We start from the raw sequence: 12560 nt of genomic DNA on the forward strand, positions 1-12560 counted from the left end.
GCGTCCGTCTGACAATGTCATGAACATCCACTTGCCCATCATCCATCGTCCGAGGCCCGTCGCCGGGTGGCTGCCCGCCCTGGTCCCGGCATTGTTCCTGCTGCTGACGTCGGTCGCCTTCGGGGCGCAGAAGTACGCCCTGCTCATCGGCATCAACGACTATTCCCACACCGGCTTCCGCTCCCTGCGCGGGGCCAGGAACGACATCGACCTCATGCGCGGGGTGCTCGTCTCCCGCTTCGGGTTCGCGCCCGGGCATATCGTCCAGCTGGTGGACGGCCAGGCCACGCACACGGCCATCCGCGACGCCTTCCACCGCCTGCGGGACACGGTCGGTCCCGGAGATTTCGTCTACATCCACTATTCCGGCCACGGCTCCTCGGTCTGCGACGTGAGCGGCGACGAGGGACCCGGCGGGCTGGACTCCACCTGGGTCGCCTTCGGATCGAGGACCGGCGGCAAGGGCAAGGCCGGGCCCGTGGACTGCCGCCTGCTGCGCGAGCGGGCGGGGACCCTCCCCGCCTGGAGCGACGGCATCGACTCCTACGACATCCTGGACGACGAACTGAATGGCTGGCTGGTGGAGTTGGGCCGCGTCACGGACAACATCGTGTTCGTGTCCGATTCCTGCCACTCCGGCACCGTGACCCGGAGCTTCGAGGCTCGGGCCACGCGCGGCCTGCCCCGCGATTTCCGGCCCTACGTGCCCGGCCGGATCGAGACCGGGACCCTGCGGGGCGTCCGGATCGGGGCCTGCCGGGACGACGAAAAGGCCGGGGAGTACCGCACCGGGGACAAGGTCTACGGCATGTTCACCTGGTTCTGGGCCAATGCCCTGATGGAGGTCGGGCCGGACGCCACCTGGCAGGACCTGGTCAAGCGGGCCTCCGCGCTCATCGGCTACGAGTACGCCGGGTATTCCAATCAGCACCCGCAGATCGAGGGCGGCCTGGACCGGGAGGTCTTCGGCGGCGGCGGGCGGGACCTGGACGACAGGGTGTCCGTGGCCGGAGTGGACGACGGCCTGGTGTCCCTCAATGCGGGCAGCCTGTCCGGAGTGACCGTCAACTCGCTCTACGTGGACACGTCCCGGGGGGGCGGAGCCGGGGAGCGCAGCGTGCGGATCGTCTCGGTGGAGCCGACCATGAGCATCGGCGAGACCTCGGCGGACCTGAAGCCGGGGGACCTGCTGTCCCTGAAGCGGTTCTGGCCCGAAGCCTCCTCCCGGTCGATCTTCGTGCGCGCGGAGCTGCCCGGCGACGCCCTCTACGCGGCCATGGCCCGCGAGGCCGTGCGGAACATGCCGCAGTTCGAGCTCGCCGGGGACGAATCCTCGGCGGACCTGATCCTGCACATCTTCCGGCCCGGCAGGGGGGCGGCCAAGGACGCCGCCCGGCAGGAAGGCCCGCCCGCATCGGACGAAAGCGCCCCGGTCCAGTGCTGGATTCTTTCCCCGGACGGGCGGCCCCTGGCCGAGGGCGGGCGCAGGCTCACCCTGGCCGTGACGCGGGACTGGGAGAAGCCCCTAGAGGATGCCCTGGAACGGGTCTCCAGGGTGCGCCATCTGCTGACCCTCAAGTCGCCGCCGGGCGCGGCCCGGCCGGTGATCATGGAGATGACCATCTGGAAGCCCGCCGTTGCCGGGGCCACGGGCGAGATTCGGGAGATCGGCGGCAGGCGCTACGCCCGCTGGGGCAGCTTCGACACGGACGTTTCCGACACGGCCGTCCTGGCCGTGGGCGACGTGCTGACGTTCGGCATGTACAACCAAAGCGATACGCCGTATTACTGCTATCTGATCGATATCACTGACGACGGCAGGATTCTGCCCTTCTACCCGACCGAGGAGAAGGGCATGGAATCGGGCAAGGTGCTGCCGGGGCAGACCCTGGACACGGCGGACGACCTTTCCCTGGAAATGGACCGGTCCGGGCGCGAATACATCCAGCTGATCGTCAGCCGGGACCCGGTGGACATCGGCCTGCTCAACCAGCGCCGGGCCGGGTCTTCCGGCAAGGACCTGGGCTTTGCCGGGAGCTTCCTGCTGCCCGCCTCCGGCCGTGGCAAGGACGTGGACCGGAGCGTCCCCCCGGCGCAGTGGGCAACGGAAAAACTGGTCCTGGACATAGCCGCCCGGGGCGGGAGCAACTCATGAACAGCGTGAAATGGTGTCTTGTCGTCGTATTGAGCCTGTTGTTCGCCGCGCCATGCGGCGCGGGCGAGCGCGTGAACCGCAGCGCCGAGGACGGGGCCAAGTCGCCCCGGGTGGTGATGATCGAGCAATACGCCCTGTCCGTGTCCATGGCCGACTACGGCGAGAGTTCCGGCAATCCGGTGGTCCTCCTGGCCGCTGCCCAGATTATGAAGGACGCCGGGCTCGGTGCCGAGGCGGACCGGGACGCGGCGCGCATCCTGGAGTCGGCCATGCGGCGCGCGGGCACGAACCTCAAGCTGCGCTCCCTGATCACCGCCGAGATGCGGCGGCAGGGCATGCGCGGCAATGTCCAGGGCCCGGCCAAGAACGTCAACCGGCTGGAGCCGAGCGGCGCGGCCGAGCACGACGTCCGCTTCATGGCCGGGGAACGGGCCGCGGTCTACGTCAAGAGCCGTGGCGGCCGCTTCAAGGTCTCGGTCTACGACGAAAACGGCGGCCTGGTGGCCGACCGGGACGGCGTGGACAGGGAGTGCATGGTCCAGTGGACGCCCGACTGGGACGGGCTGTTCACCATCAAGGTGGCCAACCGGGAACAGGGGGCCGAACTGGCCTACCTCATGCTGACCAACTAGCGCCCACGGAGAGAGACATGTTTCGGAAATTCTGCATCGGGGTTTGTCTGGCATTCGCGGCGGTCGCCCTGGCCGGGGTCGCCCTGGCCGGGGAGGTGATCGACAGCGACACCCTGGTCCGGCAGCTGGAGGACGGCGGGAGCGGCGGCATGCGCACGCGCGGCTTCACGGTCAACAAGGCCGCGGCCGAGACGCCCAGGCCCTCGGCGACCGTCTACATCTATTTCGCCACCAACAGCGCGGTCATCACCGGCGAGCAATCCTTCAGGCAGCTCGACGAGCTGGGCCGGGCCCTGACCTCAAGCGCCCTGCGCGGGGCGCGCATGGAGATCGGCGGCCATACGGACAGCGTGGGCAGCGATGCCTACAACCTGCAATTGTCCAGGAAGCGGGCCCAGGCCGTGAGCGACTATCTCAACAAGAAGTATGGGTTCACGGCTGCGGCCGTCACGGGCTACGGCGAGTCCGCCCCCGTGGCCTCCAACGAGACCGCCGAGGGGCGGGCCGGGAACCGCCGGGTGGTCATCACCCGCCTGGATTAGGCTCGGGGAAGTCTGCGCCGTGAAATTCAAGTGGAAGCTCCTGCTGGTCCTGCTGGCCGTGGCCCTGGTGCCCCTGCTGGTCATGCGGGTGGTCATCCAGGACGCGGACGAGGAGTCCGCCCGTGTCCTGGCAGAGCGGTTCGGCCTGGGCGTGTCCGTGGGCCGGGACGCGGACGACGACCTGTCCATGCCCCTTGAGGACATCCTCGTGGCCCGGACCGAATCCGAACTGCTCTCCGTGGCCCGACGGTCCGCCCGGACGGCCGGGGACCGCTTCCGGCTGCTCGCCCAGGTGCAGCGGGAACAGCTGCGCCTGCTGGCCGGAGACGCGCCCCAGGATACGCCGCCCGAGCGGACCGGGGCCGGGAGCGGCTACTGGGCCTGGACCGGGGACGGCAAGCGGTCCCGGCTGGAGGTGGATCTCTCCTCGCTCACCACGCTCTCCCCGGAAGGCGGCGTCCCTGCGGCCCCGGACGGGTTTCTCGGGACGGCGCTCCCCGCCCTCGAATTCGGCAAGCGCTCCCTGCCCCGGCTGGTCCTGTGGCAGTGGGCCCGGTCCACGGATGGGACCGTCTGCCTGTATCCCGGACTGCCGGGCAACGGGGGCGCGCTCGTCCGGGAGTTCGCCGCCGTGGGCAGGGAGGCGGTCGGCACACCGGTTACGGTCCTGGCCAGCCCGGCCACGCACCAGCTGATGCTGCTCTCGACCCTGCGGGGCCGGACCCTGTCATCCCCCACGGTCACGGTGGCGGCCGCCATGGACGACCTGTTCGACAGCGCGGACGCGGTGGGGTTGCCCGCCGGCATCCAGTGGTTTTTCGTCCAGGCGGACGGGGAGGTGGTGCGCCTGCTCGCCTCGCGCACGCCCGGCGACGATCCCGGCTCCCTGTACTGGGCCTCGGGCGACCCCCTGCCCGACCTCGGGCCTGACCGGGGCGGCCCGCTCCGGGCCGGTCTCCGGGACGGCGGCCACGGGTCGTTTCGCCGGGGCGAAGGGGACGCCGACCATCTCTGGATCTTTGCCGGGCTGGGGGTGCGCGGCCTGGGCGTGGTCCTGCGCCTGTCCGTGTCCTCCCTGCTCGGGCAGTCCCTCCAGGCCGAGCGGTTCGTCGGCGAGACCATCCGGGTCCGGCACCGGACCATGATGCTGGTCATCGCGGGCCTGGGGCTGCTGACCCTGCTCGCGGCCCTGGCCCTGTCGAGCACCATGACCCGGCGCATGGAGCGGCTGGCCGAGGCGTTCAGGCAGGTGGCGGCGGGCGATTTTTCGGTCCGGGTGCGGGTGCGCGGCCGGGACGAGCTGGCCCAGCTGGGCGCGACCTTCGACGAGATGGTCCCGGCCCTGGACGAGCAGGTGCGCATGAAGCGGGACATGGCCGTGGCCCGTGGCATTCAGCAGTGCCTCATGCCCGAGGACGCGCCGTCCGCGCCGGGGCTGGACGTGGCCGGAATGTCCATCCCGCACGACGAGACCGGCGGGGATTACTATGATTTCTTCCGCTTCGACAACGGCGAGGTCGGGGCCGTGGTCGGGGACGTCACCGGACACGGCATCCCGGCGGCCCTGCTCATGGCCAGCTCGCGGGCCTTCCTCCGCGCCAACCTCGATGGGGGGGCGGATGCGGGACAGGTCCTGACCCGCGCCAACGAGCTGCTTTCGCGGGACATCCAGACCACGGGCCGGTCCATGACCGCGTTCCTGTGCGCCGTGGACCCTGCCCGCCGGATGATCCGCTGGTCCCGCGCCGGACACGATCCGGCCATCGTCTACCTGCCCGGCAGCGGCGCCTTCGAGGAACTGGCCGGGGACAGCGGGCTGCCGCTGGGCGTCATGGACGGGATGGAATATGTGGAGGAGCGGCGGGAACTGCCCGAGGGCGCCGTGGTCTTCTTCGGCACGGACGGGGTCTGGGAGACCCATGGCCGGGACGGGGAGCTGTTCGGCAAGGACCGGGTCAGGGCGATCCTCCGGGAGAACGCGGACCGTTCCGCCGGGGCCATCGCCGACGTGATCCTGTCCTCGGTCCGGGCCTTCGCCGGTGACGACGGGGTCGAGGACGACCTGACCCTGATCGTGCTCAGGCTGGTCTAGCTATTTGCCCATGTATTCGTCCAGCGCCTGGTTCACGCTCTCTTTGAGGAAGAACAGGTAGCGGGTCACCGGATAGTAGCTCCCCCGCGATTCCTTCAGCGTGAAGGTCTTCAACGTGTCCTTTTTCGCATCGTAGAAGTTGCACAGGACGTATATTTGATTCGAGGTGTTCAGGGTGCTCAGGTAGGTCGACACGGCCATCAGGGTGTCGGCGTGCAGCTGAACCGCCATCTGCCTGAGGATATTGGTGTCGGGGGGCCGGGAGGCCCCGCCGGACCACAGGATCGCCTCCGCGTTCGGGGACAGGGTATAGGGATGCGCCGGCGAATCCCCGTCTCCGGCGCAAAAGACGGAAAGGACGTCCTTTCTCTCGGCCAGGACGGAGAGCAGCTTTTCCCGTCCCTTCACCTCCCAGTCGCGCCGCTTGTATTTGTAGGTCCAGGCAAAGGCCATGGGCGCCACAGAAAGGACGAGCCTGCCGTTGGCGGCGCTCAGGGCTTTTTGCCTGGCGGACAGGGGATCGACGTCGGTATGGACGATGTCCGATCCGCCTGAAACGATCCGGTTCTGCTGCAATGCGGCCACCTGTTGCCGCATGGCTTCCAACTGGGCCTTGAGCTCCTCGTCGGTCTGGCCGGATTGCGGGGCCGGGACGGGCTGCGGCCGGGTCTCGGCCTGTTCCTGCATGGCGGCCATCTGCTGCTGCACGGCCGCGAGCTGGGCCTTGAGCTCCTCGTTGGAATCGTCGGGCTGCCGCGTCTGGACCAGTTCGGCGTTCTGCCGGGCCTGCTCCTGGAGCGCCGCCATCTGCTGTTGCATGGCCAGGAGCTGCGCCTTGAGCGCCTCGGTCTCGGGGGTGACGGCCGGGGCGGGCGGGGGCGTCGGCGCGGCGACCGGTTCCGGTTTCTTCTCACGGAAATAGAACTTGCCGATCAGGGACGAGGATTCCCACGGCGTCTGGCGACCGCCGGTGTCCCGGATCACGCCGCGCCGGACCTGCATGAAGGTGTCGTAGATGTCCAGGCCGGGGGTGTTCATGGCCGCGAGCAGGTTCTTGGTGTAGACCCCGTTGCGTCCCTCCCCGTCGGCCGCCACCGAGCCCGGAGCCGTGGCGTAGGCCATGATGGACCCGGTGGGCGCGTCCATGCGGGCCAGGCCGGTGGTCTCGGAGCGCATGGACCGGGCAAAGGGGTTGTTGCGGCAGGCGTCCAGGATGATGATGTTCATCTGGTTGCCCGCCAGCTTCAGGTGATCCAGGATGCGGCCCGCCGAGACCGCCTCATAGGGCACGTCCGCCTCGGTCTCGATGTCCGCGTCCACCGGGATGAGGTAGTTCTCCCCGTTCACCTGGATGCCGTGCCCGGCGAAATAGAAGAGGCCCACGCCGCCGTCCGCCAGCTGCCTGGACAGCTTGCGCACGGCGTTCTCCATCTGGCGCCGGGTGCCGTCGGTCAGGAGCGTGACCCGGAAGCCGAGTCCCTCGAGTTCCCTGCCGACGTCCGTGGCGTCGTGGACGGGGTTGGCCAGGGGCATGCCGGGGTAGGCGGAATTGCCGATGACCAGGGCGGTTTTCTGGGGAGCGGCGGCCCTGGCGGGCGCGAGAAGGAGCAGGGTTGTCGCCAACAGCGAGACGACGATGGCGATGGGGGTTCTGGTGTGCACGGTAAACTCCGGGGACAGGGTGAGACTCGGTGGCTCGGCGGCAGGCCGTGAACATATCAACAAGCGCCAACTTGTTCAATTCCTAGATAAGGGCCTCCTGATTCCGGCCTCCACAGATACGGGGACGGACACCTCCGGCCGATTTTTCTCCTGTTCGGCAAAATGGTTTTCCACCGTTCGCGCGGGGCGCGCCGGACGGCCGTCCGTGCGCAACGGACCGGGGCGGAAAACGGGCCGGGGCCCCGCACGTCCGCACGGGGCCCCGGTTCCGGATGGGTGTCGCGGGCCGGTTATTCGCCCGATATCTTGAGGGATTCGGCCTGGGAGCCGTCGTCGAGCCATTCCAGCTCGATCTCGCATTTGGCCTTGTCCTTTTTGCGGGCCAGCTTGAGCTCCACCTGCATGGTCTCGGGCACGCCGAGGACCAGGGTGCCGCCCTCGTTCTCGGCGCGGATGACGCCGGATTCGATGGAGTCGGCCAGGTCCTTGAGGTAGGCGACCACCTGGGCCGTGTCCATGGTCTGTTCGATCTTGATCTTGCCTTTGCCCATCGTGGTCTCCTCGTTGTCGGTCGCGGCCGGGCGGAACAGGCCGGTGCGCGGTCCGGCCGTGTCCGCCCGCGGGGCGGGTTGCGTGGTTTCGGGGGCCGGGCCGGAGGCCTCGGGGGTCGCGGCGGGCGTGACCCACTCAAGAGGGTTGGTCCCGAGTCTCTCGTCGCTCATGGGGCACCTCTGCGGAGCAGTTCCAGGGCCAGGTTCCGGTAGTCGGCGGCCCCGTGGCTGCGGGGTTTGTAGGTGAAGATGTCCCGGCCGAAACTGGGGGCCTCGGCCAGGGAGATGTTGTCGCGGATGGTCGTATCCAGCAGGGCGTCGCCGAAGTGGTCCTTGATCTTGCGCCGGATCTCCCGGTTGAGCTTGCGGGTGCGTTGGTAGCGGGTCATGAGGATGCCGGACAGGGTGAGATGCGGGTTCCAGCCCTCGCGGATGGCCTTGACCGTCTCCATGAGCTTGCCCAGGGATTGCAGGGCCAGGAATTCCGGCTGCACCGGCACGAGCAGTTCGTTCGCCGCGACCATGGCGTTCAGTGTGAGCATGCCGAGGTTGGGCGGGCAGTCGATGATGGCGAAGTCGTACCCTCCGGTCCCGGCCAGGGCGTCGCGCAGCCGGGTCTCGCGGTTCCCGGCCGAAGCCAGGTCCACCTCGGTCCCGGCCAGGGCCACGGAGGCGGGCACCACATGCAGTCCGCCGACCTCCATGGTCACGCTGTCCAGGGGACACTCGCGCATCAGGGCCGCGCCCATGGTCCGGGGCAGCTCGTGGGCCATGATGCCCAGGGAATAGGTCAGATGCGCCTGGGGGTCGAGGTCCAGCAGCAGGACGCGCCGGTCCTGCCGGGCCAGGGCGGCCCCCAGGTTCACGGCGGTGGACGTCTTGCCCACGCCCCCCTTCTGGTTCAGTACGGCGATGATGCGCATGCCGGTCCCGGTCTAGTGCGTGGTGTGCAGGGTGATCTTCTTGATGACGTACTCCCGGCCGTAGCGGCAGGTCAGGGAGTTGATCCGTTCGAGAATGCGGTCCCGCTCCTCGTCCACCATGTCGGGGTTCTCCTCTTCGATGCCGAACAGGTCGGCCACCTCATTCCATTCGAAACATTGATCTTGCGTTTCAGTCATTGTTTTTCTCCGCAATGGGCTCGTGCTCGTTGTTATTTCTTGTCGGCGGACTTGGCCGACGTTTTCTTGGCGATGGATTTCTTGGATGCCGCCTTTTTTGCCGCTTTTTTCCCGTCCGGGTCCTTTTTGGCCGCCGCCTTTTTCGCTTCGAATTTGGCCTCGGATTTGGCCTCGGATTCGGGCCTGGCTTCGGTGGTGGCCGGGACCCTGGCCGGTTCGGTGGTGGCCGGGGCCATTGCCGGAATCTTGGCGGCCGGGGCCTGGGCCGCGGGCTTCATGGCCGGGGCGCCGCCCTCGGGCTGGATCGCCGGTGCGGGCGCGGGCTCGGCGTCGCCGATCCGGAGTTCGTCCCCTCCGGCCTCGGTCCAGCTCAGCTCGAAGCCGATCTTCTGCTTGTCGTTCTTGACTTTGGCCTCCACCTTGACGGCCACCTGGGCGCCGGGCGTCATGACCACGTGCTCCCCGCCGCTCTCCACCACGATGGTGCCGGACCGGAAGCTCCTGGCCAGGTCTTCGATGTAGGACACGGCGTCCTTGTACTCCAGGACCTTCTTGACACTGATCTTTTGCTTATCCACGTTCACAACCTCCTTTGGGTTGGCCGTCAGCAAAGCGACAGCAAAAATTCGCTCAGGACCCGGCCGTCGAGGTGCGGCGCGCTCCGCGCCGTGACCAGGGGGCCGTCTATGACCGTGAAGCCGCGCTCCTCGATCCGCTTTCTGTCGATGCCCCCGGCGTACCGCCCGTTTTTCGAGTCCACCAGGACGTAGCCCAGGACCTCGCCGTCTCCGGTACCGCCGCCGTCCCCGTCGTGGGCCTCGACGTCGGCCCGCAGGTGGCGGCAGAGGATGTCCGCCCGCTCGGCCACGGACACGCCGGGCGTCTCGGGGTCCGCGCCCGTGGACGGGACGAAGACCTTGGGGCAGGTGTTGGCGGCCACGGCCCGGCCCACGCCGTCGACCAGCAGGTTGGCCACCACGCTGGAATAGAAGCTGCCCGGCGGGTAGCAGATCAGGTCCGCCTTGCCGATCCACTCCCGGACCTTCTTGCGGATGGCCGTGCGGACCGGTTCCCGGTCGTCCGGGGAGCGGGTCAGCCAGATGTCCTCGATGGGCGAGGCGAGCGGGGCGGACTCCTTGCCGGTAATCCGGTGCTGTCCCACGATGGTCTCGCCGTCGGCCAGGCGCACGGCCAGGTGCAGGTCCTGGTTCACGGTCGGGCGGACCACGCCGCAGACCTGGACCAGCTTGGAGAAGAGGTAGATGACCGGGTCCAGTTGGCGGCGGTTAGACAGGTACCCGGCGGTCAGGACCAGGTTGCCGATGGACGCGCCCCGGAGGTCGAAGTCCTCGGGCATGCGTTCCAGGAATTCGTAGAAATGGTTGCGGATGAGCTTGCGCATGGGGTCCGGGATGCGCCGGACCAGGGGGTGCGCCCCGGCGGCCATGGCGTCCAGGTCGGCGCGCAGGGCGTCGCGCTCCCCGTCCTTGGGCAGCCGGTGGGTGAACAGGTTGTATATCTCGGGGTTGCCCTGCACGGACTGGTCGGCCAGGGCCATGAGCCGGTTGCGGATGTCGCCCACGGCGGGCATGCCGAAGGCCTTGCGGATGACCGCCGAGCTGCCCCCCGAGTCGAAGGGGGTGATCAGGTGGATGGAGTTGTGGGTGTAGCGGATGAGCTCCCTGGAGGTGTCGCGCAGGGCCGAGCCGCCGCTGAAGAAGAGCACGGACGGGCCGAGTTCGGGGGCCCGCCGGAACTGCTCCAGCTTTCGCGGGTCCGGGATGGTGACGTCCCTGGTGACTCGAATGCGCACTGTCCGCTCCGTCAGTCGGCCGGGAGGAGGCCGGTTTGCATGTACCGCAAGCATATCTCGGAAGCGCGGTCGAAGTCCACGCCTCCGGCGATTTCGATGAGATCGGTCTTGGACAGGAGCGCGGCGTAGGCGTCCTCGTCCGGGTCCGCCCGCCGGGCCGGGTCGTCGGGCAGGTAGAACAGCCCCGTGGACTTCATGAACGCGGGCAGCAGGTCGCGGCGCTCCCGTGGGTCCACCAGACCGGCGCGCAGGGGGGCGCGGTCCCGGCTCCAGTTGAGGACGACCAGTGCGTTCATGGGGCAGCGCAGCTCGAATTTGCCCGGTCCGTAGCACTCGTCGATGAGGGCGTCGTACTTGTGCTCCAGCTGCCACAGCTCGTCCTTGGGCAGGGACAGGAACTTCTCGCGCATGCCCGGCTCCACGATGCAGTGCAGGTCCGGGTTGTGCAGGGCCGTGCCGGGGTTGATGCGCGGCTGCTTGGCCACCCCGTACATGACCAGGCCGTCGCCGTCCTCCTCGACCATGACCCGGTCGTTGGAGATGAAGGTCGTGCCCCTGCTCATGAGGTGCAGGGCCAGGGTGGACTTGCCCGCGCCCGAGAATCCGGCCAGGGAGATGCCGCGTTCGCCCGAACGCACCCCGGCGGCGTGGCCCAGGAACCCGCCCCTGTTGAGCTTCCACTCGATGAACCGGTTGTTGACGAAATTGATGACCTGGTTGGGGTTGTCCAGGCACGGCCCCACGGCCACGTTCTCGCCCCGGCCGAAGAGGAAGTGCATGCCGGTCAGCCGCTTGCGGACCACGCGGCCGTCGGGCAGGTCGATCCACTCCTCCTTGATCCTGGTCTTGCCGGGATCGGGCTCCTTGACGTTGAAGGCGAGGTCCGTGTCCACGGCCGGGACCTCGTGGGCCGAGAGGGTGATCTCCGGCTCGCCGTCCCCGGTCAGGAACTCCTTGAAATAGTCGGCCAGGACGTCGTGCAGGGCGTCCGTGGAGCTGTCCACCCGGATGCGGCAGCCGCCGAGGTCCAGGTGGAGGGTGTGCCCGGCCGGGCAGGCCGTCTTCACGGCCTCGGCCAGTTCCCTGCGGGTGGTGCCGGTCAGCTTCATTTGAGTTTCTCCATGACGTAGTCCACGTAGCGCGCGGCGGCGTCGATGCCGCTGGTCTCCTGGATGCCCCGGAAGCCCCCGAACACGGAGACCTCGAAGACGTAGGGGCCGTCGTCGGTGATGGCCACGTCCACGCAGGTGAAGTCGAGGTTGAAGTCGGCCTGGGCCTTGCGGGCCAGCTCGATGATCTCGGGCGCGGGCTCGTAGGGCCGGTATTTGCCGCCCGAGGCCGTGGTCGTGTTCCAGGCCCCGTTGGTCTTGCACCGGGCGTAGGTGGTCAGGTACTCGCCGCCCAGGAAGGCGATGCCCAGGTCCAGATCGCCCAGCTCGATGGTCTTCTGGATGTACAGGATCGGGTTCTCGGCCTTGTACTCCTCGATGGCCGCCCGGGCGTCCGGGCCGTTCCTCAGCACGAACATGCCGCGCGCCTTGGAGGTGTACAGCGGCTTGAACACGGCCTCGCCGTATTGCTCCAGCGCCGTCAGGGCCTGGTCCACGGACTCCGTGACGGTCGTGGGCGGCATGGGGATGTCCTTGAGTTGCAGCGAGATGGTGCAGGACAGCCGGTCCAGGGCGCGCAGGATGGCGTAGGGCGCGCTGAATATCCTGAGCCCCCGCTCGTGCAGGTAGCGCAGGACCTCCAGCCGGTCCAGGAGGTCCGGGGAATAGCGCGCGCCGATCTTCTTGATGATCAGGGCGTCGAAATCGTTCAGGGTGTGCCCGTCGTAGAAGGCCCGGCCCGAGGGTAGGTCCAGGCGCACGTCCTCCATGTCGATGAGCACGCGCTCCCCGCCGGTCTTCTCGGCCACGGTGTCCGCCAGTTTTTCGGAGGACCAGCCGCCCTCGATGCCAATGACTCCTATCTTCACGAAACGGCTCCTTG

At 68.4% G+C, this 12560-nt stretch carries 12 protein-coding genes; 4 read left to right on the top strand and 8 right to left on the bottom strand.

From position 1 onward, the window contains the following. Positions 1–19 precede the first annotated feature (19 nt). The 4 genes from DND132_RS14700 to DND132_RS17820 are packed head-to-tail and all read left to right on the top strand — an operon-like array spanning position 20 to position 5421. Positions 20–2155 (top strand): caspase family protein, encoded by a 2136-nt coding sequence (locus tag DND132_RS14700; protein WP_014323543.1) that lies wholly within the window; start codon positions 20–22, stop codon positions 2153–2155. Next, a complete protein-coding gene (locus tag DND132_RS14705) occupies positions 2152–2787 on the top strand; it encodes a hypothetical protein (RefSeq protein ID WP_014323544.1) in 636 nt (211 codons plus the stop codon). Before DND132_RS14700 ends, DND132_RS14705 begins: the two co-directional genes overlap by 4 nt. A gap of 17 nt (positions 2788–2804) precedes the next feature. Further along, complete coding sequence (locus DND132_RS14710) at positions 2805–3329, top strand: OmpA family protein (RefSeq protein ID WP_014323545.1); 525 nt, start codon at positions 2805–2807, stop codon at positions 3327–3329. 19 nt (positions 3330–3348) lie between these two features. Further along, positions 3349–5421 (top strand): PP2C family protein-serine/threonine phosphatase, encoded by a 2073-nt coding sequence (locus DND132_RS17820; protein ID WP_014323546.1) that lies wholly within the window; start codon positions 3349–3351, stop codon positions 5419–5421. Here the strand turns inward: DND132_RS17820 and DND132_RS18595 are convergent, their stop codons facing one another. From DND132_RS18595 to DND132_RS14755, 8 genes are all read right to left on the bottom strand, one after another. After that, on the bottom strand, positions 5422–7083 hold the full coding sequence (locus DND132_RS18595; protein ID WP_014323547.1) for a caspase family protein: 1662 nt from the start codon (positions 7081–7083) through the stop codon (positions 5422–5424). 290 nt (positions 7084–7373) lie between these two features. Beyond that, positions 7374–7805 carry an amphi-Trp domain-containing protein gene (locus DND132_RS14725; protein WP_014323548.1) on the bottom strand — a complete coding sequence of 144 codons (432 nt, stop codon included), beginning with the start codon at positions 7803–7805 and terminating at the stop codon, positions 7374–7376. Then, positions 7802–8557, bottom strand: coding sequence for a ParA family protein (locus DND132_RS14730; protein WP_014323549.1), 756 nt, complete (start codon positions 8555–8557; stop codon positions 7802–7804). The genes DND132_RS14725 and DND132_RS14730 overlap by 4 nt, the downstream gene beginning before the upstream one ends. Positions 8558–8569: 12 nt before the next feature. Continuing rightward, complete coding sequence (locus DND132_RS14735) at positions 8570–8755, bottom strand: hypothetical protein (RefSeq protein WP_014323550.1); 186 nt, start codon at positions 8753–8755, stop codon at positions 8570–8572. 32 nt (positions 8756–8787) lie between these two features. Continuing rightward, positions 8788–9333, bottom strand: coding sequence for an amphi-Trp domain-containing protein (locus tag DND132_RS18600; protein WP_014323551.1), 546 nt, complete (start codon positions 9331–9333; stop codon positions 8788–8790). A gap of 26 nt (positions 9334–9359) precedes the next feature. Further along, the gene (locus tag DND132_RS14745; RefSeq protein WP_014323552.1) at positions 9360–10568 is read right to left on the bottom strand and encodes a GAK system CofD-like protein; all 1209 of its coding nucleotides are present in this window, start codon (positions 10566–10568) and stop codon (positions 9360–9362) included. 11 nt (positions 10569–10579) lie between these two features. Next, positions 10580–11677 carry an HprK-related kinase B gene (locus DND132_RS14750; RefSeq protein WP_014323553.1) on the bottom strand — a complete coding sequence of 366 codons (1098 nt, stop codon included), beginning with the start codon at positions 11675–11677 and terminating at the stop codon, positions 10580–10582. Continuing rightward, on the bottom strand, positions 11674–12546 hold the full coding sequence (locus tag DND132_RS14755; protein ID WP_014323554.1) for a GAK system ATP-grasp enzyme: 873 nt from the start codon (positions 12544–12546) through the stop codon (positions 11674–11676). Before DND132_RS14755 ends, DND132_RS14750 begins: the two co-directional genes overlap by 4 nt. Positions 12547–12560 lie beyond the last annotated feature (14 nt).

It is taken from the genome of Pseudodesulfovibrio mercurii (assembly GCF_000189295.2).
Lineage (GTDB): Bacteria > Desulfobacterota > Desulfovibrionia > Desulfovibrionales > Desulfovibrionaceae > Pseudodesulfovibrio > Pseudodesulfovibrio mercurii.